The sequence below is a fragment of the Vibrio phycocola genome (assembly GCF_053850235.1).
Genome location: NZ_JBSQDJ010000006.1, coordinates 247,621 through 271,812 on the forward strand (window position 1 = coordinate 247,621; position 24,192 = coordinate 271,812).

Genomic DNA, 24,192 nt, shown 5'->3' on the forward strand with positions numbered 1-24,192 from the left:
AATAATGTCAGTATTTTATCTATTAGCCATTATGTTCACTGGCATCTTTTCTCTTTATTTCTTTGTGTCCATCTTCTGTAACGCCTTGCTTCCAATAGCTGCTGATATAAATATTGTCACTCTCAACCGCTTTCTCGTTGCGGAAATAAGTGCGTAATTGACGCATCGAATCAAACTCACATGCTACCCAAACTGATACCCCACCGTTTAGCCAAGGTAGAGATGTAACAATATCAGCAAGTGATTCCCCGTCGATTAACCAGACAATATTAATCCCAGTTGGCGCTGCAATGGTTTGTATGTCCTCTTTTTCGAGAACCTTTATAACGGCATAGCCTTTTGCATCACTAGGAAGTCGGCTGATTTTTGCTGATAACGCGGGTAATGCGGTCATGTCGGCAACCATAAAAAACCAGTCAACATTGGTATTGATTTCTTTAATAGAACCAGGGCCTTTGATATCGATGGTGTCACCAATTTGAGCCTGCATTCCCCAGCGAGCCCCAAATCCGCTAATGACATTGGGAGTGGTATGTCTGACAAAATCGATATCGATTGTGCGTTTAGCCGGTGAAAAGTGACGAATGGTGTAAGTTCGCATGACAGGGCGTTCTTCTTCAGTCATTGAACTTAAATCAGTCAGTCCTTTTTTATTGAATAGCAGCTTTATATACCCACCTTCACAGTCACTGGGAAATAGGGCAAGTGATTCGCCTTGTAGGGTGATACGTTGCATGTTGGGAGTGATGTGTTGTGATGCAATGACGGTTAGGTTTTTAGGTGCTGGTATGTTCACTTTATTTTCTCGATAATGATTCTCATTTGAGTTTAATTTATCATTAAAATAACATGAATGGTATGGCTTTAATAAATTGAATTTGCAGAGAATTCAAGATGATTTTCGGGTCGATAGACTCGATGTTGATGGACCATCAGACTGTTTATTTACGACAATATCCCTAATTTCTTCAACTTTCGATACAGCGTATTGCGACTAATATTGAGCATTTTAGAGGTTCGGCTGATATTGCCGTTATTGGCTCGATAGGTATTGAGAATGGTCTCTTCAACGGTCTCTTGTAAACTGATCTCTTGTGATTTATCAGCATGGTTTGGCGTAGTCGGTGATGAGAGAGTGTCTACCGATAAAAGAGAGCGCATAATTTGATCGGGAATGTGTTCTAGTAACAATGTTGATTCTTCGCTAGCAAGTAGAGTGGCAACTTGGAGTAGGTTATCCAACTCTCTTATGTTTCCCGGCCAGCTATAGCGTTCTAACAAGGCCAATAAGCCAGCATCGATCTGCTGGTTGGGCTTGCTGTATTCTTTATGAATCTCTTGGATCAATGCGGATTTGTCTTTTCGTTCTCGTAGCGCAGGAAGATTGAACACTAGGCCGTTAAGTCGGTAATACAGATCTTGTCTGAATGCACCTTGTTCAACCAGTTGTTCGAGGTTTTTATGCGTCGCGGCAACAATCTGGATATCAACTTTGTGGCACTGATTAGACCCGATAGGAACGACTTCTTTTTCTTGCAATACATGCAATAATCGACATTGCGCATCAAGCGGCATGTCTGCAATTTCGTCTAAAAATAGAATCCCATTATTAGCTTGACGAATCTTACCTTGAAACCCTTTGCTGTTGGCTCCGGTAAAAGCGCCGGGAGCGTAACCAAACAGTTCGGACTCAATCAGATCGTTCGGCAGAGCACCGCAATTCACCACGACGAGGGGAGAGCGTTTACGTTCGCTTTGTTGATGGAGTGCTTTAACAAACTCGCCTTTACCCACACCAGTTTCACCTAGAATTAGTAAATTGATCTGCTTATCAATCACACGACACGCCTGCTGCCATGCATTCTCGATCCGATCATCCCCATGATGCAAATTACACGATGGGGAGTAGGTGGTGGACTTGGTGACAGTTGCTGTCGGTTGTTGGTGCAAGCGATAGACAAAAGAAGACGTCTCTTTTTTAAGCAACGAGTCGAGTGATGTCCCAACCATATTGGGATTATTGAGCAAATGAGAAGCGGCTTGATTGTGAGCGATAACCTTTCCGACTTCATTGGCAATCATAATGCCTTGCCAATCACTATCGAGCAGTGAATCGTCACCTGCGATATTGACTCTGATTGAGCCATTAGGAATGTTAAATAACAAGCGATTTTCTATCTTCTGCACCATGCTTTGAATTAACAATTGAGTGGTGTTGGTATGAGCTTGCTGTTCGCTAGTAATGTCTAAAACGCCCAACATATTACCTTGATAATCAAAGATCGGGCTGGCTGAGCAACTGATGAATCTATGCTGATTGATGAAGTGTTGTTTGCCAATCACCGTGATGGGTTTGGCTTCGACAATGGCCGTTCCAATTGCGTTGGTGCCTTTTAACTTTTCTTGCCAACACACGCCACTTTCTAGCGCAATAGAGGTAAGTCGACTGGCGAATTTTTCTTGTCCCCATGAACGAATGATAACACCTTGAGTATCAGTCAGAATCAAGCGGCTATTGGTTCTGGCAAACATTTGATTGAACAAAGGCAGGGCCATTTCTTCGATGCTGGCAATCAAAATTTTCGCGTTTTCTCGCCGCTCACTGAGCTGATACTTCTCTAATCGAATATCGTCAGGTAGGCGATGTTCACGCAGTCCCGCTTCATTACTTCGGTGCCATGAATTGTTGAGCCAATCAATTGTATTGTCGAGTTGTAGCTGCATAAGTGTTCCATAATGTAACAATTTGAGTGTGCCACTTTAAGACAGTTGAACAAAGTGAACAGATTGAACATAACGGTGTTTTAGATTGGGGAATCACTGTTAATGAAATGTAATCATAATGTTAACACTGGTTTGACTCAATAGTGTCAATGTTGGCGTGTGAATTGCGTAGCAAAACTGAGCTCTCGACAACAACAGAGTGCGACTAAAACCATAAAACGAAATGTATCTAACGACACGTATCTAACGGAAGGATGACCTTATGATTTATGCTCAGCCAGGCACACAAGACTCAATTGTTAACTTTAAAGAGGTTTACGATAATTACATTGGAGGCGAATGGGTTAAGCCTGTTAATGGCCGCTATTTTGATAATAGAAGCCCTGTTGATGGCAAAGTATTTTGTAAAATCCCCCAGTCTGATGAGGCTGATATTGAGCTTGCCTTAGATGCAGCGCACAATGCAAAAGATGCTTGGGCAGCCACTTCAGTAACAGAACGTTCAAACCTTTTACTAAAAATCGCTGATAGAATTGAAGAGAATTTAGAAATCCTTGCTGTTGCAGAAACGTGGGATAACGGTAAAGCTGTTCGCGAAACCTTAGCGGCTGATATTCCTTTAGCAGCAGATCATTTCAGATACTTTGCTGGCTGCTTACGCTCACAAGAAGGTACCTTAAGTGAACTAGATGAAAATACGGTAGCCTATCATTTTCACGAACCACTAGGTGTTGTCGGGCAAATTATTCCTTGGAACTTTCCATTGCTTATGGCCGCGTGGAAACTTCCACCAGCATTAGCGGCAGGTAATTGTGTGGTTTTAAAACCAGCAGAACAAACGCCAGCCTCTATTTTAGTATTAATGGAAATAATTCAAGATATTTTGCCACCAGGGGTACTAAACATTGTAAATGGTTTTGGTAAAGAAGCAGGTCAAGCTTTGGCTTCTAGTACTCGAATCGCTAAAATAGCGTTTACTGGTTCAACTCCAACAGGCTCTCACATTTTAAAATGTGCAGCTGAAAATATTATTCCTTCAACAGTAGAGCTAGGTGGTAAGTCACCGAATATTTTCTTTAATGATGTATTAGATCATGAAGATGAGTACTTAAGTAAGTGTATTGAAGGGGCAATATTAGCGTTCTTTAACCAAGGTGAAGTATGTACCTGCCCATCTCGATTATTTGTACAAGAAGATATTTATGATCAGTTCATTGAAAAAGTTATCGAAAGATCCAAACTTATTACTCGAGGTAACCCACTCAATACAGAAACAATGGTTGGCGCTCAAGTGTCTGAAGCCCAATTTGATAAAATTCTAGGCTATATAGATATTGGTAAAGAAGAAGGCGCTGAAGTATTAATGGGCGGTAGTGTTGCACAAATGGATAATGACTATAACGAGGGTTATTATATTCAGCCAACATTATTAAAAGGTAATAACTCAATGCGTGTGTTCCAAGAAGAAATTTTTGGTCCTGTTATTTCAGTCTTAACTTTTAAAGATGAAGAGGAAGCCTTAGCATTAGCGAACGATTCTGAATTTGGTTTAGGCGCAGGTGTTTGGACAAGAGATATGAATAAAGCGTATCGAATGGGCCGTAAAATACAAGCAGGACGAATCTGGACGAACTGTTATCATTTATACCCTGCACACGCTGCTTTTGGTGGATATAAAAAGTCTGGTATTGGTAGAGAAAATCATAAAATGGCTTTAGAACATTACCAACAAACTAAAAACTTATTAGTTAGTTATGATAAAAATCCACTTGGTTTCTTTTGATCATCAAACATGAATTGAGCGAGTGAGGTGTCTAATCTCCATTCGAATAATAGGCAACTTTGGTTGCCTATTTTTTTATTTTTTTGTGGGAGGGGAGCCATGGGTATCAAGCGAGATATTGATTAACAAAGTTTTACATTATACCTTGACCTTTACTCCTCATATTTATCATTTTTTTTCTTATAATTTTCAGTTGTTTGTTATTTTGAATAGCAGAAAACGGTAACATTGTGATAATGAAGAGTATTTGACTCTTTTACTCAGCGCTTATACTTTCTATACTCGCGCTCCTAGTCTCATCTCAACAAGTTTTTAGCTGAGTTTTAACAAGCGGTTAAGAGTCAGAGAAGGGACATTCTTCATACTTTGAATCAGGCTGATTATGCGTATATATCCCGATACTATACTTGATATCATTTCAAGTAGTGCTCTTAATCTGAATAACATTAGTAAACTATCTGGGGTTTCTAATACTTATCTGACGAAATTAAGTAAGAAGCAAATCAATCATCCTGGTAAAGATAAAATCACCTCGATTCTGCTTGCTCTCAATTACACCATCGCTGAGATCAATCAAATCTTAGCTGAGTACGATTATCAAAGCCTGAATAAATTCGATATTCCTAATCTGCTGGTTAATAACCGAAGACGTAAGCTTGAAGGGCGGATGTTGCCGGTTTATGAGCGGCTTAACTTCGAATTATTATTAACGGTATTTGAGCACTTTGGTGGAGATAGGGTATTGATTAAGTCACGTCCAAGTGGCGTGTATCAGCCGTACTCTCTCTACATGCAACGCGAGTTTCAAAATGAAGTTAAAGATGATGTCGCTCGTTTTCAATATGATCTGACCGCTGCAATTGTTCGTGAGCGCTTGGATTTATTTAGAGAAAATGCTCCGAAAGGTGACAAGGTAACGCAGTATATTTGTCATCATTGTCTTGATGAAGATATCAATAAATGCCTGAACCAACTTAAGGCTAAAGATGATATTTTTCACTTACGTCTTTATGCACAATACTGGGCCAATGCGGTTTCTTGTGCCGTAAAGTTTCCCGAGCAACACAAGCTGCATATTGTTGAACGTTGTCCTTGTTTTGAGGTATTAATTCAAGGAACTAATTTACCAAAACCCAAGGTTAACTTTATCGGTGTTGGCCCTCATATTGGGGGTAACTCCTACGATCAACATGACCTTCGTGGCTTTTTTACAGATTCTTCCGCAACGTTAGAACTGTTTAATCTTGAAGTCCAAATGTGCGTTGATTCCATCAACCCAGAGGATGAACGCAATACCCCAGAAGGGTTGCATGCTTATATCTCTGAGCACTTTAAGAAACAAAACGTTGGTCATCTTTTCGATGAAGCTTTCGAAGAGGCGATGGCATTTGATGGCTTGTTCTTATTTTAAAGCTGAATATTTTTTTGTCTTTTTTGGTTTAAAAAAAAATAACACCTCGTTTAAATAAAATATTGACTCACCGTGGCCATTTGATTAATTTAAGTCATATAGGCTCTGAATTCGTATTCTCGATTCGCAGAAAGATTACCTATCTCTAGCCTGTATCTTCTCTATTTCTATCCGTTGGGAGCGGGATATCCCAATTCTTAATTAACTCAATATATGCATTCAAGAGCGTATTGTGTTTTTTACCATTAACTTTTTGTGTGAAGGGAATTACTAATGAAACGTCTGGTAGTACTTACAACGATAGCTGCTGCGATGGCTAGTCCATCTTTGGCATTGGCCAAGGCTGACTTGGTGATAGCAACAGATGCTCCACCTAAATCTATGAACCCACAAGCTCACTCTTCTGATGCCAATTTTTCTTACATGTCTAACTTCTTCGACGGGTTGCTCCAACGAAAGGATGGTGTTCTTTCACCGGCCTTAGCAACCGAGTGGAAACGTGTTGATGCACAGACTTGGGAGTTTAAATTGCGCGAGGGCGTTAAGTTTAGTAACGGAAATGATTTTAATGCCGATGATGTTATTTTCACTTTCGAACGAATGAAAGATTCCAAGTACTCTAAGCTGCTTAACTTTGGTAACTCCATCGAAAGTATGGAAACGCCCGATCCTTACACAGTTATTTTCAAAACCGTCAAACCGGTGCCTTGGTTTGCGGAAACGATGCACCAGAACTTCATCGTAGATAAAGAGTCTTCTATCGATCGTGATACTGGAGATTACAACACTCGCCCAATTGGAACTGGCGCGTATATATTTGACGAGTGGGTTAAAGGTTCTTATGTGCGTATGACCGCTAACTCCAATTATTGGGAAGGGGAGCCAAAATACAAAAGTGTCGAATTCCGCCCAATTGTTGAAGAAGCAACTCGTTTTGCAGCATTATCTAGCAAGCAAGTTGATATGGTAAGCGGAGTGCCTCTAACTTTGGCTGACCGCATTGCTAAGATGCCTACCATCGATGTGATTGAGCGAGCGGCTCGCCGCAGTATTTTTCTATCACTTGGTAATGCAGAAGGCACGCCTTATGAAGATAAGCGAGTTCGCCAAGCAATTGCTTATGCGATCGATGAAGATGAAATAATCGAAAAGGTTATGCAGGGCAAAGCCACTAAAGCTCATCAGATTCCTGACCAAGCAACGGTAGGTTATAACCAGTCACTTAAACGTATTGAGTATGATCCAGCTAAAGCTAAGCAATTATTGGCAGAAGCAGGTTATGCAGATGGTTTCGATATCACTATTTCTGGTCCTAATGACCGTTATATTAATGATGAAAAAATCGTTGAAGCGATTGCAAAATATCTCGCCAAAGTTGGGCTTAACGTGACAGTAGACGTGAAACCTAAATCAATTTTCTTTGATGAAGTTACCAGCCACAAGCTTCCTTTCTATCTCATTGGTTGGTTCGATGGTTCTTATGACTTCGGACGAAGTGCTGAAAAACTTCTTCACACTCCAGACGAAGACAAAGGCATGGGAGGGTATAACGGCGCAGTTTATTCTAACGCTGACTTTGACCAGAAGTTGATTGCATCATCATCAATAGTTGATCGCGACGAACGCAATACGGCATTGCAAGAACTTAACCGTCTCGCATTAGAAGATGTCAGCATTATCCCTCTTCACTACCAGCAAGATCTCTACGCGATTGTAAAGGATAAGGAAATTAAGTTTTCACCGCGTCCTGATCGTTGGATCACTGTCAAAGAAATACACTAATTCTCAAACCTTTCACTTCATGAGGGCCGCTTTGCGGCCTCATTTGAGGACCTATGGCAAAATATATTTTTCGCAGAATACTGCAGGGACTGCTTGTTCTGATGGTTGTCTCTTTTGTCTGTTTCTGTCTCTTTCGTTTTACCGGTAATCCAGTGTTATTACTGGCTGGTAAGTACGCCACTCAACAAGAGCAAGAGCAGGTACGAGTGGAATACGGATTAGACCAGCCGACCCATATTCAGTATTTCCGATTTTTAAAAGGCGCTTTGCATGGAGACTTTGGCAAGTCGTATGTGAGTCAGGTTGATGCACTTGATTCGATTTTAGAACGTTTTCCCGCAACATTTGAGCTTGCTCTTGTTGCTCTGACAATCTCTTTTGTCGTTGGGGTGGGACTTGGGATAGTTGTCTCTATTTGGCCTTCGGGGATTGCTTCTCGGCTATTCATGTCAGGTTCATTACTGGGCGTTTCCATACCGACATTTTTAACGGGCATTTTGTTGGTGATGATTTTTTCAGTATGGCTAGAGTGGTTACCCTCATTCGGCCGTGGTGAGACGGTGAACATCGGGTCTTGGCGTACTGGATTGCTTACATGGGATGGTCTAACCCATATCATTCTACCCGCTCTTACCCTATCCAGTTATCAACTGGCCGTAATGATGCGCCTAACTCGTGCAGGAATGCGTGAGGTGATGAACGAAGAGTACATCAAGACAGCTTGGGCAAAAGGTCTGTCTCCGATGAAGGTTATTCTGAAACACGCGCTTCGCAATGTCATGATTCCGGTTATCACGATTGCTGGCTTATCTTTTGGTGAATTGATTGCCTTTTCGATCGTGACTGAGACTATTTTTCAGTGGCCCGGTATGGGAAATCTACTGCTGACCTCTATCTTCGAGACCGATCAGCCGATCATCGTCACTTACATTATGCTCGCTGCATGTATCATTTTGGCCATCAATATTATGGTCGATTTGCTATACGCCGTGCTGAATCCCAAAATTCGTTACAGTTAGGTTACTCATGAATACTACAGTGACAAACAAACGCTTACGTAGCTTTTTTAGCGACAAACCGGCAGTAATCGGTGCTGTAATTATGCTCTGCTTTGCTATTGTCGGAATTTTTGCCCCGGTGATTGCACCGATGGATCCCTATGATTTGGCTTCCCTAGATCTTGGCAATATGCTGCTGGAACCATTCTGGGCTGAGAGTGGTTCGACTTCATTTCCGCTTGGTACTGATGATCAGGGCCGAGGTATTTTATCGACCATTATCTACGGCTTACGCACTTCAATGATTGTCGGCTTTTCTGTTGTTGCCATCGCGGGCAGTATCGGCATTCTGCTAGGGTTGATCGGTGGCTATTATGGTGGCCTGATCGATACATTTGTGATGCGCAGCGCCGATACCGTATTTTCATTTTCTACCACGTTACTCGCAGTGCTGCTTCTCGGTGTTTTTGAAACCAGAGGGCTATTTACCGTTGTGTTGGCCATTTGCATTGCCGACTGGGTCAAATATGCCCGCACGATTCGAGGCAGCGTATTAGAAATTAAAGACAATCCATATGTGATGGCCGCTAAAGCAGCGGGCGCACATGATGTTCGTATTCTCTTCTATCACATTTTGCCCAATGCTCTACCGCCTATTTTTGTTGTTATGGCTGTTGATTTGGCCGTGGTTATTATGCTGGAGGCGACATTAAGTTTCCTAGGTGTTGGTGTTCCTATCACTGAACCCTCATTAGGAATGATGATTGCAATTGGCAAAAATTATATCTATGCCGGCATGTGGTGGATGACTTTATTTCCCGCTACCGCGCTTATTCTTTTAGTTATAGGTATCAATTTATTTGCGGATTGGCTGCGTGATGAACTTAACCCGAAAATGAAGCGCTGATTAAAAATGAAGAACATGTCAATTTGCCGATCTACAGAGGCATTTTAAAGGAGTATAGATAAGGATGATTTTAATTCAAAAGGGAGAATTATATGCTCCAGAATATCGAGGCGTAGGTGATGTTCTTATCGGTGGCAACAAAATTCTTGCGATGGAAAAGACCATCAATCCGGAAAACTTACCGGGTGAAGTAACCTGTATTAACGCTGAAGGTATGAATATTATCCCAGGCTTTGTTGATGGGCATCAACACTTTACAGGTGGGGGAGGTGAGGATGGATTTCGTTCACGTACTCCTGAGATGACTCTGTCAATGAACATCGCTAATGGGGTAACGACAGCCATTGGTTTGCTTGGTACCGACTCACTAACGAGAACCGTTGAGAATCTTTACGCCAAAACCCAAGCGTTCAACAGTGAAGGCATGACGGCTTTTATGCTCACTGGCGCCTATAGTGTCCCGTCACCGACCATCAGTGGTGATGTTGGGCGTGATATTACTTATCACGATCCGATTGTTGGATTAAAGATTGCCATGGCTGACCATAGAGGGAGTCGATACAGTGCCGATGAATTAGCAAAGCTGACCGTTGATGTGCGACGTGCTGCGATTATTTCCGGGAAACCTGGATTTATTACGGTGCACTGTGGTGCGGCTGACGATGGACTTGATTTAATTTTTGCTGCAATCGAGAAGCATGGCCTTCGTGCTGATTACTTTATCCCGACTCATGTTAATCGGCCAGCAGAAAAGCTCAATCGACAAGTATTAGAACTTGCTTCCATGGGGGCATTTATTGATGCGACCTGTGCTAATGAGGTCAGAACAAAAGATGGGCTGCATACAAATGCGGCCGATTTCTCCCTAAGAGCAAGTAGCGAAGGCTTATACGACCAAGTGTGTTTTAGTTCCGATGCTGGAGGTTCGCTGCCGGTATGGAGTAAAGACCGTAGTCAGATAATAGGCATGGACATCGGTTCTCCAAGTTCCATGTTATTTGAGCTAAAACGTTTGGTTAACGACCTCAATATTCCTCTAGAAAAAGCACTCAGACCTTTAACAACGACTCCAGCTAAAGCATATAAGTTAACTGGGCGGAAAGGTGAACTGACTGTGGGAGCAGATGCTGATCTGATTATCATGGAACGAGACAGTTTGGAACTGCGCGACGTCATCGCTAAAGGTCAAATTATGATGCGGGATCGAAAGCTTGAGAAAAAAGGCTATTTCGAATAGACGCAAACAGTGTATTAACTGATCAGCATCATTGATGAGTGTGAAAATATAATAGGAATGGAAATACCATGTCTTTAACAAAGAATGCTTCTATAGCCGATGACGAAGTTTTATCGGTTAACAATTTGTCGCTGTCATTCCCCGGTTTTAATAGCAACACAAAGGTACTGCATGACGTTTCTTTTTCTGTTAAGCGTGGAGAAACGTTAGCGATTGTTGGTGAATCGGGATCGGGAAAAACCGTGACTATGAACCGTGTTATGCAGTTATTGGATACTGTTATTACGGATTCGGGCAATATTTATTTACGTCGTCGCAACGGATCTGTTGATGATATAACTCATCTCTCTCGAAAGGAAGCTTCAAAGATTCGTGGCTTCGATATGTCGATGATTTTTCAAGAGCCGATGACGTCACTTAATCCTGTATTTACCATTGGCGATCAGATCAGTGAAGCTATACTGACCCATCAACAGATAAGTGGGAGTGACGTCAAGCGCAAGGTCATTGAGTTGCTTAATCTGGTTCGTATTCCTGATGCCGAGCGGCGCTTCGATGAATATCCACACCAAATGTCTGGGGGGATGCGTCAACGAGTTATGACGGCGATGGCATTATCCTGTAATCCGCAACTATTGATTGCCGATGAGCCAACGACCGCGCTGGATGTGACGATTCAAGGACAGATTCTTGGACTTATGCGCAATTTGCAACACGATCTTGGTATGGCCGTCATCTTTATTACTCACGACATGGGAGTTGTCGCTGAACTGGCTGATCGTGTTGTTGTGATGTACAAAGGCCACGTTGTCGAAGAGAATGACGTCACCAGCATATTCAAAAGTCCGCAACACCCTTACACCAAAGCATTGCTACGTGCTGTGCCGACTCTCGGATGTATGACCGGGAAAAAGAACCCTGCAACGTTACCGGTGTTGGAGATGGAGCAAGAGCTTAATGGTTCTGCTAATCAAACGCCTCCAGAAGAAAAAGAGGTTGATACAGCACTTTATAATGGTGATCCCGTCCTTGAAGTGAAAAATCTGCATACCCAATTTGTCTCGAACAAGAATTTTTTTGGTCGCCCGACTCATCTAGTGCATGCAGTGGAAGATGTGAGCTTCAAACTTTACCCAGGTGAAACTCTCGGTATTGTTGGAGAGTCAGGTTGTGGTAAATCGACGACGGGTTTTTCTATACTCAAGCTGATACAGGCATCAGGGCAGGTGATGTTCAAGGGACAAGACCTGATGACCCTCGATAAAAAGCAGATGCGTGAGTTGCGTAGAGATATTCAATTTATTTTCCAAGACCCTTTTTCATCGCTTAATCCACGTAGGACCATAGGCGCATCGATCGCTGAGCCTATGGTGATCAACAATCAAGGGACAAAAGCAGAGCAAAAAGATCGTGTAATGGCATTATTAAAACGAGTTGGGTTGCAACCGGAACATGCAGAACGTTATCCCCATGAATTTTCTGGTGGACAACGTCAGCGTATTGCGATCGCACGAGCTCTGTCGACCCGACCTGGGGTAATTATCGCCGATGAAGCGGTTTCAGCTCTCGATGTTTCTATTCAAGCCACTGTGCTTAATTTGATGTTGGAGCTGCAATTGGAGCTCAAACTCAGTTACCTTTTTATCTCTCACGATATGGCGGTTATCGAACGAGTTAGCCATCGAGTTATGGTTATGTATTTAGGTCAGATTGTAGAGATGGGGACTCGACAGCAGATATTTGAAAACCCGCAACACAGTTATACTCGTAAACTGCTCTCTGCTGTACCAATCGCGGATCCTACTCAGCGTACTGATTTCACTATGCTCTCGGGCGACATTCCTAGTCCAGTAAGGGAGGCAGGAGATCCACCAACGAAACTCCGTTTGGTTGAATGTGAGCCGGGGCATTTTGTCGCAGTAGAATAGGTTAAAATTCGAAGAAAATAGGCAACGGTTGTTGCCTATTTTTTTAATGGTAGTGGGTTATGTAACTCGTCGAATTCTTTTTTTAATTAGATGATAGAAAGAACAAATTTGCTCACTCTTTTTCAACAATGGAATAAAGCTGAGAGCGCCAGCTAAGCCGCCTGAGGTATTGAGTAGTAGATCCAGAGAAGAAGAGTGTCTTAGAGGAATCCAAATCTGGGAAACTTCAATAGAAAGACTAAAACCGTATGAAACCAACGACACACAGAGCAAACGATACCTAAGGGAAATGTTGGTCGGAAGAAGCATCATCAGTATCAAACCAAATGGCATAAAGCCGATGAAATTGATCACGATATCGAAGATAAAATAGAGGTCAAGGTGAAATAGCTGTGCTGCTGGCCATTCGAGTACAGAGCGATCAGCATACGGGGTCTCTTTTACCAGCATTAAATTGTCGGTTTGTTCTTTAGTGAAATTCAGATTTGTAATTGCTTTATTGCCAGATATCGTGGGTAGCATCCCTTCTTTTTGCCACTCTTGATGATGACGTAACACCGTACTGGTAAATTCATCTGGTGTGTAAAAGAGGTTTATTCCATACATGCGACCTAACCAAGGGCGACTTTCGGTATCATCATTTCCCAAAATTAAGTTATTAGCATACACCTCAGGAAGCGTGAGAATCACGTGCTTATTGTGAGCAGCTTCCTGGCCATCGAAGTATACCCATGTGCCTGTATTGTCGGAAGTGATCGACAATAATACTGGTTGCTCAGTTTGCGGTATTTTGACGTAAATTTTAGGTTGCTTTTTAGCGTTGGAAAAATCATCACCATTCAAAATAATGAGCGATTGATCCCATTGAGCGATAACGAAGTCATTTTGAGGTTCGTCAGATCGAACTTGAACAAGAAATCTTAGTCGGAGGCGTTTCGTATCTCCTGGTTTAAACACCATGTGAAGGTTTAATTTATCGTGTTCATCTCTTTCTGGAATAACAAGAGACGGTACAAGAAGCATAGAGTCGTTGGCAAATTGAGCAGCGCTTTGTTCTGGTATAAATGAAAAGTTCTCATTTAATGGTCCACTTTTCGGTCTTAATCCAAAAAACAGCATGATGACGAAAACGCCCAGTAGCGCGCTATATAGGCATAGACGAAACTTGTTTGAAGAGGCATTAGCAGAGCTATATTGCATGTATAAATTAACCCAAAATAGCGATGGTATCGACATCTAAGAGATTGCCGAATTTGTTCACTTCATCGTTTTATAAAATAAGAAATAAATTCATTACAACGTCCACAATACCGAGATCTGGTATAGATGGCAGAAGCAATCGAGTTGGTTCGGTGAATCTGCCCTATGTCAGTCGTCACACTAGCAATAATATCAGTTGCTATTAATCGGCGATAATACGTCGAGCCATCTCTTTCGCCATTGGCGCAGAGTTTTTTATTCCGTGAGTATGCGCCATCACAATCGCCCCTTCGACTAGCAAGCCAATTTGATCGGCTTTACCGACATTGTGGGCATCGAGTTTTGTCGAAATGAGTTCGACCATCGCTCGTTTGTGCTTAGCAGCGTATTTATATATTGGATGAAGGGTATCAGAATATTCAGCACTGGCGTTAATAAAATTACACCCAAAAAAGTGCTCGCTATTAAACCAGTCGTCTAGGGCATCAAAGAGTGCAAGTACTTGAGGCTCATCTGAATTTTCTGCTTCGATAAACTTTTTATTGATCATTTCCAAAACTCGCCCGTGCTGAAGAGCTAACGCAGCCAAAATTAAATCTTCTTTACTTTGAAAATGTTTATATAGGGTAGCTTTGGATACTTTCGACTCAGCCAGAATTAAATCGATTCCAGTGGCGTGGTACCCATGCTGATTAAATAGAATTTGCGCTGTTTCGATTAAGTGTTGTTTTCTTGGTTGCATATAATTCTGCCTCATTGACTTATTCAAATTATAACGCGTTTTAACTTGACGTAAACAAATCTGTTCACCTATAGTGTAGACAGATCTGTTCACTCTTGTTTTATTTAACTTATTTAAAGGTGCGTGTTATGTGTCATCCAACTCCAAACCAAACGCCAACTGGGGAAAACATTAGTACGGGTGGTATTCATCACCTTGGATTAAGTGTGCCAAATATTGAAACCACGGCGGCGTTCTTTATCGAACTACTTAACTTTACACAAGTAGGTGGAAAACCCGATTACCCAGCAATCTTTGTCTCTGATGGCACGGTAATGCTGACTCTATGGCAAATAAAAGAGAGTAATAATCAGGTAGAATTTAATCGCCAACAGAATGTCGGATTGCACCACTTTGCGCTTAAAGTTGAGAGTTTGGAACAGCTCGAAGCTTTGAACGAGCAGTTTAAGTTGCGCGAAGATGTTGACGTTGAGTTTGCACCGGAAGCTCTGGCTGGAACACCTCTGCATCATATGATGTGTGCGATTCCAGGTGGCATTCGACTTGAATTGATTTGTGGTTAATTGATGGCTATGGCGAATGAATCTTCACCTATATGGCATGAGGGCGAGTTAAGTGTCCAGAAAAAGGTAGGTACGGATCAGCTGATGGCCCAAATCGGTCCTAAGTTCATTCGTCAATTTATGCCTCAGCAACACCGTGATTTTTTTGAATCGTTGACGATGATATTTATTGGTTATGACGATCACCGTTCTCTTGCTCAAGCCAGTGTCCTATTTGGTGCTGTAGGGTTTATTCAATCGCCATCGGATACTGAATTGGTGATAAATACCCAAAATACCATGGGTGATTTTTTACCAGATTTTGTTGATGTTGGCGATAGGATTGGTTTGTTGGGAATCGAGTTTGAAACGAAAAGGCGTAATCGAGTCAATGTTATCGTGGTCGATGTTGGTCAAAAAATAATTAAAGTAAAAGTACTTCAAAGTTATGGTAATTGCCCTAAGTATATTCAACCTAAGACGTTATTAACCAATCGCCATTATGGTGAATTCTCTACTCAAACTCGCCATCAATTCAATGAGAAAGACCTCGATATCATAACCAATGCTGATACATTTTTTATCGCCAGTCGTTTCAATGATGGAAAAACTTTAAATAATCGGGGTGCAGATATCTCTCACCGTGGCGGGAAACCGGGGTTTGTAAAGATTAATGATAGTGGGCAATTATTGGTCGAAGATTACGTTGGCAATGGGTTTTATAATACGCTTGGTAACTTACATCTAAATCCTAGTGCAAGCTTGTTGTTTGTCGATTGGCAGCATGGTGATGGGCTGCAAATTATGGTTCAGAGTGACATACATTGGGATAATTTGTTGTCCAAAACGCTCAAAAACAACACCCAAGATAAAACAGGGATAACATTGTCTTTTACCCCTTTGGAGGTGATCTCTTTTACCAATGGGCTTGCTTACCGTTCAGGTTAACATGACTTCTTCATGTATTGCTTTGTCATAAGCGCAGCTGGGTAAGTTTGTTGCATAGTCTCATCAACGGGAACAGCTTTCATATCGATAGGGTTCGATTGAGTGCATTTTTGTCGTACATTTTATTCAATGAAATTACCTTTTGGAGATATGTACAATGACCACTCAATTTAACAAACGTGCTGTGATGTTATTCGATAACACCTCGGATAAGTTTGTTGTGACTTATGAAAATGGAGATTACGAATTGAAGCATGAATCGGAGTTGTCAGGAATTCTTGTCGACCGAAATCCAAAAGAAAAATATGGTTATGTTGATATCGAACGGTGCTGGGATGGGGAAGATCTCGCCAGTGCAGGTGACTACTGCTAATCAGTTGCAACTATATGATAGTGCTTCGAAAAAAGGGGGTACAGTGATTTTATCAGCGTGTTTCCCCCGCTCAGTATTCCAACTCCTCTGCCTAACTTATCTTTGTTGTATCTGATTTTTTCTGATGTTATTCAATTCTAACTGAATACTTTTACCCTTTAAATTATGGAAAGAAGATCACATTTAGTGTTAATGTTAGATGATATTTGATGCAATTGAGTGATGTTCAAGTTTTTATCGATTCGTGAGGGGTCGTGATCTGAATACCATCCATTTTAGCATTGAGAATGTTTATCGTTAAAATCGACACGGTTGGGGAGGTATAAATGAACGCTGAACTCAATTTTATCGGTCATATATTAACGCCTTATCAATATATGGCTGATTGCCCTCATACTATTCAACCTGATGGGCCTCTATGTAAAATTGTTCTTTATGAAGGTTACCAAGTTGGGTTATCTGGATTACATGCTGGCCAAGAAATTCTACTTGTCTATTGGTTTGAAGGAACAGACCGAAACCTTTTGAAGCAAATGAGCAGAGATGGAGCGACACAAAGAGGGACGTTTGCCTTACGCTCACCTCACCGGCCTAATCCTATTGGCATCGCCGTGCTTCCAATCGAAAAAATCGAGTATGGAGAGATCTTTGTTAAAGGCTTGGATTGCTTAACAGGGACGAAACTCATCGATATCAAACCTGCTTTAGAAGCTGAAATTCCTTTCAATAAATAACTCTTACTGTATCTATGAGGCAATTGATTCAATATGTGAATCAATTGCTTAGAATCTTTGCTTTCAAAACCGTTCAATTTCCTCGAGAAATGATTGACAGGAATATCACAAACGATCAATGATAATACAAATTATTATCATTAGTGTTTGAATAATGCTGCATCATCTGGATAAGAATGAGTTTCTTTCCTTAAGAACTTCGAACTAAAGCCAAACTTCTCAATGGAATTGACATGGTCATTCGATTAAAACGGATATCGTACGTTTTGATCAGTTGAGGCTTGCCATAATCTGCAGTATTCATGAATTGAAGGAATAAAATGAATAACTTAACCACCAAACTTACGCCTCTTGCTTTGGTACTATTTACGCTTTCGACACAGGCTGAAAGTAATCTCGATACGATTATCGTTACCGCCAACAGCGCGGATAAAACGATTTCTGATGTTGCCGCAACAATGTGGGTTGTTGATCATGATCAGCTAACAAAAGAGATAAATACTGGCGCTGATTTGAAGGTCGCTTTGGGGCGATTAATTCCCGGTTATGATTTTGGTGGAGAGAGCAGAACAAACTACGCTCAGAATATGCGTGGCCGATCGGCATTGATTATGATTGATGGTGTATCACTCAATTCAACCCGTTCGATCAGTCGTCAGCTTGATAGTATTTCGCCGTTTAACGTTGAAAGAGTAGAGGTGCTTTCGGGCGCAACATCTATCTATGGTGCAGGTGCATCCGGTGGGATCATTAACATCATCACGAAGAAATCGTCTGTAGGTGAAGCGAAGGTAGAGTTGCAAGTAGGCGCAACGTCGAGTTTTCAAGACAGTGATGATGGAACTAAAAGCATAGCAGTGGCTATCTCTGGCGGTAGCGAACAGTTGCGAGGTCGTTTGTCAGCGTCTTACGAAGGAAGTGGTGCAAGCTATGATGCAAATGGAGAGATGATCTTACCAGACATCACTCAAACCGATATGCAATTCAACGAAATTATTGATGTGATGGCGAACGTTGAATTTGAACCGGATCAAAATCAAGCTGTTTCAGTAGCAGCGCAGTATTACAGTAGCAAACAGGATACTGACTACACACCAGATCTTGGTGTTTTGTTAACCAAAGCCACGGGTAGCGATGAAATCACGATCAGTGATGAGTTAGATTTGGACGACCAACCGAGCACCGAGCGTGTGATGGTCAACGTTCAATACAGCAATAAAAATGTGTTGGGGCACTCAATGCTGGCCCAAGCTTATTATCGTAACGAATCAATGCAGTTCTTCCCGTTTCCTTCTTTTGATCCTTATAACAGCAATGGTTCTTACTACTTATATGGAGCCTCGTTACAGGAAACAGACATTCTCGGCGCAAAAGTCGTACTCAGTAAAGAGATTGGTGACGTTGAATTGAACTACGGTATTGATGCCTCGAAGGAGTCATTTTCTGCTGACTGGCTCGTCTATGATATTACTTCCGCTTTTTTGTCTGGCGGTACCTCTTTTACTCAGACTGATACCGTCCAACGCTACCCAGATGTCGAGACACAGAAGATAGGCGTATTCTCACAAGCTGAATGGCAAGTTAACCAAGATCTAAGAGTTTCTGGTGGATTAAGGTTTCAATACATTGGGCATGAAATCGGAGACTACACCGGAATCTCACAACAGCTGATATACGGTGATGCTGCAGATGAAATCGAGGGTGGAACGACTCATTATACGGAGTGGTTAGCCAACTTAGGTAGTATTTACAATGTGAATGATAATCAACAGCTATGGGCTAATTTTAGCCAAGGCTTTGAAATCCCTGATCCTGCTAAATACTACGGTAACGGTACATACAGTGGTTCGACGTTAGTCAGCAGCATTTCTGTTGCTGATAATGAATTAGAAGGCGTTACAACAAATTCTCTTGAGCTGGGCTGGCGCTTAGCGCAAGATAAAATTGAAACCCAATTGGCGATGTACTATTCGTTGTCCGATAAAACAACCTCTTATGACTCGAGCACCTATGCCATTATCGTTAATGATGATCAAAAACGAATTTATGGTCTCGAAGGGCAACTCAATTATCACTTCACTGACGAATGGTACGTTGGATTACAAGGCCATCTGATCGAAAGTGAAACCAAGTCTGATGGCAGTTGGTCGAATTTAGCTGCTGAAACTGCTAGCCCATCGAATGCATTGCTACGAGCTGGTTATGATAATTACGATTATGGCGCAGATCTACAGTTGCAAACCATTGCAAATTATCACGACGACGATGGTGGTGAACTTGAAGGTTATTCTTTGGTGCATTTAAGCTCTTATTACTCACTTCCTGTTGGCAAAGTAAGTTTTGGAATACAAAACGTACTAAATAAAGACTACTACACGCTTTGGTCTCAGCGTGCCCAAATGCTCTATAGCGGTTACAACGAGAGCTTGGTTAGCTTTAAGGGTAAAGGAAGAACGTTCGCAGTCACTTATAATTTAGAGTTCTAGGGAATGTCATTGTTCCATTTTTCCAAGCTTTCTCTTCAACTTGGTGGAAAAGCGATCTTGAAAGAGATGACCGGTGACATCGAGTCTGGTTCTGTGACCGCTTTGCTTGGGCCGAATGGCTCAGGCAAAAGCACGTTACTCTCTCTGTTGTGTGGGCTAACACCGCCAACTACAGGACAAATATTACTTAATCAGCAAGCGTTATCGAGTATTAGTCCTTCGAAATTGTCTAAACAACTGGCGATGTTGCCGCAACGAAACCCGGTTCCAGCGACCTTAACGGTACAGGATTTAGTGACCTTTGGCCGACATCCTCATCGTCCGTGGTATCAACGTGTTGCCCAAGAAGACAAGGAAATCATCGATTGGGCAATGAGTGAAACGGGCATTACCTGTTACTCGAATCGGTTTTTAACGGATTTGTCTGGTGGAGAATTACAGCGCAGTTGGCTGGCTATGATATTGGCTCAAAATACCGATATCATTATGCTCGACGAACCCACATCTTGGCTCGATATCTCTCATCAGTTGACCCTTTTAAACATCGTTCGTCGTTTAAACAAAGAACAAAATAAGACCATCGTCTGGGTGTTACACGACCTAAATCAAGCTCGCTTATTTAGCGACAATGCCATTTTGATTAATGACGGAAAAATCATTAATCAAGGAGAGGTTAATCAGGTCGTGAACCCGCAAGACGTCAGCGAGGTTTATCAAACCCCAATGAAGATGCATTCTCTTGGTAATCAACACGTGTTGTGGCCTGAGGAACAGAGGTGAAAGTGTTGGTATTGCGTCTGCTTTTTCTGAGTATGTGTTTGGCTCAGGCTTCTTATTCGCTGGCATCAAGCTCCGTTTGCTTAACGACTTGCATCGATGTGACTAAGCCAGCAAAAAAAGTTGTGGCATTAAATTGGACGGTTGCTGAAATGCTGCTGACACTCGATGTGGTTCCCCTCGGAGTAACCGAAGGAAACGGTTACCGAAAGTGGCAGACAAACACCCCAGAACTGCCGCGTTCTGTTACCGAGGTAGGTCGCCGTCAAGAACCTAACCTCGCGGTTATAGCAGCGTTAAAGCCAGACCTTATCGTGGGATACGAATTTCGTCACCGTCATATACTCGAAGCACTTGAGAAAATTGCACCCACGTTGCTATATCAACAATTTGGTGATGTGTCTCAACCCAACTTTAGCTATTTCGACACCTCACAACGGGTGTTTTTTGCGATTTCTAAGGCGGTTGATGAAGAAGCTAAAGCTCAAAGTATTGTTGCGTCGATGAGAGAGAAATTGAGTCAATTAAGTCATCAACTTTCGCAAGCGAATTTGGAGAACCTTCCGGTTAGCTTCGGGAAATTTGTCGGCATGGGGTATGGGCTAAGAATGTTTAGTGATCGCAGCCTAGCAGGAGAAATCGCACAACAACTGGGTTTAGATTACACCTGGAATTCGGCATTACCGGGCAAAGATTTCACTCATCTACAATTAGAGCAGCTTCCAGCATTAACCAATACACATTTAATATTGGCGGGAAATCAGGTTGATAGCGAAAGAATGACGACATCGCCGGTTTGGCCTCACTTACCCTTCATGCAACAAAATAATCATTCAAGTGTTGAACCTCTTTTTAGTTTTGGTGGCCCGCTGTCTAGCTTAAAAATGGCGCAAGCATTTACCCAGTCGTTACTCACTTGGCAGGCTCAATCTAATGACTAAATTGCTTTCTATCAATTTGTTTTTGGTCTCGCTGTTAGTTTTTGGGTACTTAACGTTTCATCCCGATGTTAGTGACCCGACTCTTAGTCAGATCATGCGCGATAACGTGTGGCTACCGACAGCATTGATCGCTTTATTAACGGGAGCACTGTTAGGTAGCTCTGGACTATTGATTCAAACGACGCTGGATAATGATTTTGCGTCTCCCTCTACTCTGGGTATCGCGTCTGGTGCGTTGCTTGGAGCTGTACTAATACGAGTATTTGTGCCCGAAGCAACGCTTGTTTTTGTTTGGAGTGGTGCGCTAGTTGGTGCGTTGTTGCTTTCGTTTTTCGTGTTGTTATTGAGTCAATTAATTGGTGGTGGAAAACTTCCTGTTGTATTGATTGGAATGACGCTTGGTCTCAGCGCCGGCGCGTTTTCGTCGCTCTTTATTCTGTATTTTGAAAATCAAATGGATGGCTTATTCCTTTGGGGCAGCGGGCAAGTGTTACAAACCAGCAGTCATACATTGGAACATACCGTTTTGCCGATGTTAGTAAGCCTGCTACTGACTCTCGCAGTCCTACCGAAATTGGCATTATTTATCTTGGGCGATACCCATGCAGCGCGTTTAGGGTTATCGGTTAAACGTTGGCGTTGGATTATCCTATTGCTGGCGATTACCCAAGCAGCATTGGCGACATCGATAGTGGGAATGATAGGCTTTGTTGGTTTGATGGCCCCACATTTAACTAGGCTGATGATTACCAAGTCTAAACTTAGTGGTCGTCATTTCTTGGGGCAATGGTTATTAACCATAATCATAGGTTCAGTGCTCGTATTGTTTGCTGAATGGTGTTCAAGAAGCTTGTTGTTTTTGGGGTATCGACTGCCGACCGGTGCTTTCACTGCCTTATTAGGAGCGCCTTACTTTATTTATTTGTTGTTTCAACGCTCTGGGCGCGTGCTCGCAGCAACGGAAAATCAAAATATTGCGTTAAAACCCTTGCTCCATTGGTCTCCTAAGAGGACGTTAACGGTTTTAAGCGTACTACTCATCATCACATTATACGTGTGTTTGGCTTCCGGGAATGAAGAAGGGGCGAATTGGGTTAATATACGCGTGATGTTGGCTGCGCTTGGGGGGGTAGGTCTGGCGTGCGCTGGCGCATTGTTGCAAACATTGTTTAAAAACCCGATGGCGAGTCCAGATATATCAGGTGTGAGTGCATTTGCTATTTTAATCATCGCCTGCGTTTTGGTGGTTTACCCTGCGGCCGATCAGGTTCTCTTAATGGTAGCTGCTCTTGCTGGCTCCGGTATTGTGATAGGGTTACTGTCTTGGGGAATTAAACAACAACTGAGTGTGTCACAGCTTGCTCTATTCGGGATTGTGATTACTGCATTTGCAGGCACGGCTACTCAGATATTGTTGACCTTTGGTACCTCAACGGCGTCGGTAACCATGATGTGGTTAGCAGGTACGACTTATGGAGCTTCAAGCGAGCAGTTATTAATATTGTTGCTGACACTTACTTTGTCTTTCGTGGTTATTTTGCCAAGTTTACGTCATTTAGATTTACTCAGTTTAGGAGAAGTCTTACCTCGAACCTTAGGGGTGCATTTACAACGACAAAGGATCGTATTACTCAGTGTGGCGGCCGTGATGACGGCTATATGCGTTTCGAATATCGGTGCAATTAGCTTTGTGGGGTTACTTGCTCCACATTGCGCTCGACTATTTGGTTTATCTAGGCACAGCCACTTGCTACCGGCATCAGGAATGACAGGAGCGATCTTGTTAGTGTGGGCCGATTATTTAGGGCGTAGTATTATGTCGCCGAATGAGATTCCTGCAGGGCTGATGGTGTCGGTAATTGGTAGCGCGTATTTTCTTATGCTGCTGCTTGTCGCTTATCGAAAAGCATAGTCGGATACAATGGTGAATCTAAATAATGAAACACAATGACTCGCTTTTAGCGACGCAGCTCAAACAGTTAACTCAATCCTTTTTGCCGGACATGAATTTCCAAGATCAGGAAGAAGATTTCTTGTTAACAAATATTCCTGAAAATTGGGAACGAGATCAGAAAGTTGTTACCGACTTATACCAGCATTTAAAACTATTGCATCCAGAAGCGGATAATAGCTATTGGCTTACTCGAACTTGCACACTGCTTGTTTGGCAACCTATTTATGCTGCCTTGGTGAGTATTTATGGACTGCACCATGTGCCCAGTTTTTCTGAGTTTAAACAGGGACGAAGAGGAACTGAATTGCGTGGCATGTATTTCTCGTCCATCACATTCCACTTTGAATCGACAGAGCGTTTGATTGAGCTTGTGGGCAAAGAACTCAGTCAAAGCTTCGAATATTATCGAGAGTTACTCGATGATGCCTATCGTTGTCGCCCTCATTTTATGCAAGCTCTGTTAGGAGATATATTGCTTACAGCACTATTGCAATTGAAAAAATACAGTCCAACGTTATTATCCCCAGACTACGTACTTCAACAGTCTCATTTGTGGTTAGCCGCGTTCGGGTTGCCTGCAACGCCTGAGGGGAGTTTTGTCATTGCACAAAATGGTGTTGAAATCGATTTTACCCGTAAAAGTTGTTGTTTTGTCTATAAAAAAACCGATGGTAAGCTATGCAGTAATTGTCCAAGGAATTAATGGGTACTTACGACGACTTTTT

General features: G+C 42.2%; 20 protein-coding genes. 16 read left to right on the forward strand and 4 right to left on the reverse strand.

All coding sequences use genetic code 11. From position 1 onward, the window contains the following. Window positions 1-22 precede the first annotated feature (22 nt). The gene (locus tag ACWU4D_RS10140) at window positions 23-736 is read right to left on the reverse strand and encodes a siderophore-interacting protein (RefSeq protein ID WP_456051534.1); all 714 of its coding nucleotides are present in this window, start codon (window positions 734-736) and stop codon (window positions 23-25) included. A gap of 209 nt (window positions 737-945) precedes the next feature. After that, entirely contained in the window at window positions 946-2,724 is a 1,779-nt protein-coding gene (locus ACWU4D_RS10145; protein ID WP_456051307.1) for a sigma-54-dependent Fis family transcriptional regulator, read from the reverse strand. Between the two features lie 262 nt (window positions 2,725-2,986). Between ACWU4D_RS10145 and exaC the strand changes: the two genes are divergently transcribed. The 7 genes from exaC (at window position 2,987) to ACWU4D_RS10180 (ending at window position 12,770) form a co-directional block, all read left to right on the forward strand. Continuing rightward, the gene (exaC, locus tag ACWU4D_RS10150; RefSeq protein ID WP_456051308.1) at window positions 2,987-4,507 is read left to right on the forward strand and encodes an acetaldehyde dehydrogenase ExaC; all 1,521 of its coding nucleotides are present in this window, start codon (window positions 2,987-2,989) and stop codon (window positions 4,505-4,507) included. 382 nt (window positions 4,508-4,889) lie between these two features. After that, the gene (locus tag ACWU4D_RS10155; protein WP_456051309.1) at window positions 4,890-5,918 is read left to right on the forward strand and encodes a hypothetical protein; all 1,029 of its coding nucleotides are present in this window, start codon (window positions 4,890-4,892) and stop codon (window positions 5,916-5,918) included. 273 nt (window positions 5,919-6,191) lie between these two features. Next, window positions 6,192-7,700, forward strand: coding sequence for an ABC transporter substrate-binding protein (locus tag ACWU4D_RS10160; RefSeq protein ID WP_456051310.1), 1,509 nt, complete (start codon window positions 6,192-6,194; stop codon window positions 7,698-7,700). A 53-nt stretch (window positions 7,701-7,753) separates the two neighbouring features. Beyond that, window positions 7,754-8,719 (forward strand): ABC transporter permease, encoded by a 966-nt coding sequence (locus ACWU4D_RS10165; protein ID WP_456051311.1) that lies wholly within the window; start codon window positions 7,754-7,756, stop codon window positions 8,717-8,719. Window positions 8,720-8,726: 7 nt separating this feature from the next. Beyond that, a complete protein-coding gene (locus ACWU4D_RS10170) occupies window positions 8,727-9,605 on the forward strand; it encodes an ABC transporter permease (RefSeq protein ID WP_456051312.1) in 879 nt (292 codons plus the stop codon). A 64-nt stretch (window positions 9,606-9,669) separates the two neighbouring features. Further along, window positions 9,670-10,842 carry a beta-aspartyl-peptidase gene (gene iadA / locus ACWU4D_RS10175; protein WP_456051313.1) on the forward strand — a complete coding sequence of 391 codons (1,173 nt, stop codon included), beginning with the start codon at window positions 9,670-9,672 and terminating at the stop codon, window positions 10,840-10,842. A 68-nt stretch (window positions 10,843-10,910) separates the two neighbouring features. After that, window positions 10,911-12,770 (forward strand): ABC transporter ATP-binding protein, encoded by a 1,860-nt coding sequence (locus tag ACWU4D_RS10180; protein WP_456051314.1) that lies wholly within the window; start codon window positions 10,911-10,913, stop codon window positions 12,768-12,770. A gap of 57 nt (window positions 12,771-12,827) precedes the next feature. Here ACWU4D_RS10180 and ACWU4D_RS10185 read toward each other — a convergent pair whose 3' ends face one another. After that, on the reverse strand, window positions 12,828-13,970 hold the full coding sequence (locus ACWU4D_RS10185) for a VanZ family protein (protein WP_456051315.1): 1,143 nt from the start codon (window positions 13,968-13,970) through the stop codon (window positions 12,828-12,830). A 202-nt stretch (window positions 13,971-14,172) separates the two neighbouring features. Beyond that, window positions 14,173-14,712: a TetR/AcrR family transcriptional regulator gene (locus tag ACWU4D_RS10190; RefSeq protein ID WP_456051316.1), complete on the reverse strand. Its 540-nt coding sequence runs from the start codon at window positions 14,710-14,712 to the stop codon at window positions 14,173-14,175. Between the two features lie 128 nt (window positions 14,713-14,840). Between ACWU4D_RS10190 and ACWU4D_RS10195 the strand changes: the two genes are divergently transcribed. The 9 genes from ACWU4D_RS10195 (at window position 14,841) to ACWU4D_RS10235 (ending at window position 24,170) form a co-directional block, all read left to right on the forward strand. Next, window positions 14,841-15,275 (forward strand): VOC family protein, encoded by a 435-nt coding sequence (locus ACWU4D_RS10195; RefSeq protein ID WP_456051317.1) that lies wholly within the window; start codon window positions 14,841-14,843, stop codon window positions 15,273-15,275. Between the two features lie 3 nt (window positions 15,276-15,278). Continuing rightward, window positions 15,279-16,202, forward strand: coding sequence for a hypothetical protein (locus ACWU4D_RS10200; RefSeq protein ID WP_456051318.1), 924 nt, complete (start codon window positions 15,279-15,281; stop codon window positions 16,200-16,202). 157 nt (window positions 16,203-16,359) lie between these two features. Then, the gene (locus ACWU4D_RS10205) at window positions 16,360-16,575 is read left to right on the forward strand and encodes a hypothetical protein (RefSeq protein ID WP_456051319.1); all 216 of its coding nucleotides are present in this window, start codon (window positions 16,360-16,362) and stop codon (window positions 16,573-16,575) included. A gap of 326 nt (window positions 16,576-16,901) precedes the next feature. Then, complete coding sequence (locus ACWU4D_RS10210; protein ID WP_456051320.1) at window positions 16,902-17,309, forward strand: TrmO family methyltransferase domain-containing protein; 408 nt, start codon at window positions 16,902-16,904, stop codon at window positions 17,307-17,309. A 320-nt stretch (window positions 17,310-17,629) separates the two neighbouring features. Beyond that, window positions 17,630-19,795 carry a TonB-dependent receptor gene (locus ACWU4D_RS10215; protein WP_456051321.1) on the forward strand — a complete coding sequence of 722 codons (2,166 nt, stop codon included), beginning with the start codon at window positions 17,630-17,632 and terminating at the stop codon, window positions 19,793-19,795. 3 nt (window positions 19,796-19,798) lie between these two features. Continuing rightward, a complete protein-coding gene (locus ACWU4D_RS10220; protein ID WP_456051322.1) occupies window positions 19,799-20,575 on the forward strand; it encodes an ABC transporter ATP-binding protein in 777 nt (258 codons plus the stop codon). After that, a complete protein-coding gene (locus tag ACWU4D_RS10225; RefSeq protein ID WP_456051323.1) occupies window positions 20,572-21,513 on the forward strand; it encodes an ABC transporter substrate-binding protein in 942 nt (313 codons plus the stop codon). The genes ACWU4D_RS10220 and ACWU4D_RS10225 overlap by 4 nt, the downstream gene beginning before the upstream one ends. Next, window positions 21,506-23,425, forward strand: a complete 1,920-nt coding sequence (locus tag ACWU4D_RS10230; protein WP_456051324.1) for an iron ABC transporter permease — start codon at window positions 21,506-21,508, stop codon at window positions 23,423-23,425. Before ACWU4D_RS10225 ends, ACWU4D_RS10230 begins: the two co-directional genes overlap by 8 nt. Window positions 23,426-23,450: 25 nt before the next feature. After that, a complete protein-coding gene (locus ACWU4D_RS10235) occupies window positions 23,451-24,170 on the forward strand; it encodes a siderophore ferric iron reductase (protein ID WP_456051325.1) in 720 nt (239 codons plus the stop codon). Window positions 24,171-24,192: the final 22 nt, after the last annotated feature.

Bases quoted from the DNA above. Each gene is read 5' to 3' on its own strand.
- ACWU4D_RS10140 (WP_456051534.1), bottom strand. From the start codon at position 736: ATGCAACGTATCACCCTACAAGGCGAATCACTTGCCCTATTTCCCAGT.
- ACWU4D_RS10145 (WP_456051307.1), bottom strand. From the start codon at position 2,724: ATGCAGCTACAACTCGACAATACAATTGATTGGCTCAACAATTCATGG.
- exaC (WP_456051308.1), top strand. From the start codon at position 2,987: ATGATTTATGCTCAGCCAGGCACACAAGACTCAATTGTTAACTTTAAA.
- ACWU4D_RS10155 (WP_456051309.1), top strand. From the start codon at position 4,890: ATGCGTATATATCCCGATACTATACTTGATATCATTTCAAGTAGTGCT.
- ACWU4D_RS10160 (WP_456051310.1), top strand. From the start codon at position 6,192: ATGAAACGTCTGGTAGTACTTACAACGATAGCTGCTGCGATGGCTAGT.
- ACWU4D_RS10165 (WP_456051311.1), top strand. From the start codon at position 7,754: ATGGCAAAATATATTTTTCGCAGAATACTGCAGGGACTGCTTGTTCTG.
- ACWU4D_RS10170 (WP_456051312.1), top strand. From the start codon at position 8,727: ATGAATACTACAGTGACAAACAAACGCTTACGTAGCTTTTTTAGCGAC.
- iadA (WP_456051313.1), top strand. From the start codon at position 9,670: ATGATTTTAATTCAAAAGGGAGAATTATATGCTCCAGAATATCGAGGC.
- ACWU4D_RS10180 (WP_456051314.1), top strand. From the start codon at position 10,911: ATGTCTTTAACAAAGAATGCTTCTATAGCCGATGACGAAGTTTTATCG.
- ACWU4D_RS10185 (WP_456051315.1), bottom strand. From the start codon at position 13,970: ATGCAATATAGCTCTGCTAATGCCTCTTCAAACAAGTTTCGTCTATGC.
- ACWU4D_RS10190 (WP_456051316.1), bottom strand. From the start codon at position 14,712: ATGCAACCAAGAAAACAACACTTAATCGAAACAGCGCAAATTCTATTT.
- ACWU4D_RS10195 (WP_456051317.1), top strand. From the start codon at position 14,841: ATGTGTCATCCAACTCCAAACCAAACGCCAACTGGGGAAAACATTAGT.
- ACWU4D_RS10200 (WP_456051318.1), top strand. From the start codon at position 15,279: ATGGCTATGGCGAATGAATCTTCACCTATATGGCATGAGGGCGAGTTA.
- ACWU4D_RS10205 (WP_456051319.1), top strand. From the start codon at position 16,360: ATGACCACTCAATTTAACAAACGTGCTGTGATGTTATTCGATAACACC.
- ACWU4D_RS10210 (WP_456051320.1), top strand. From the start codon at position 16,902: ATGAACGCTGAACTCAATTTTATCGGTCATATATTAACGCCTTATCAA.
- ACWU4D_RS10215 (WP_456051321.1), top strand. From the start codon at position 17,630: ATGAATAACTTAACCACCAAACTTACGCCTCTTGCTTTGGTACTATTT.
- ACWU4D_RS10220 (WP_456051322.1), top strand. From the start codon at position 19,799: ATGTCATTGTTCCATTTTTCCAAGCTTTCTCTTCAACTTGGTGGAAAA.
- ACWU4D_RS10230 (WP_456051324.1), top strand. From the start codon at position 21,506: ATGACTAAATTGCTTTCTATCAATTTGTTTTTGGTCTCGCTGTTAGTT.
- ACWU4D_RS10235 (WP_456051325.1), top strand. From the start codon at position 23,451: ATGAAACACAATGACTCGCTTTTAGCGACGCAGCTCAAACAGTTAACT.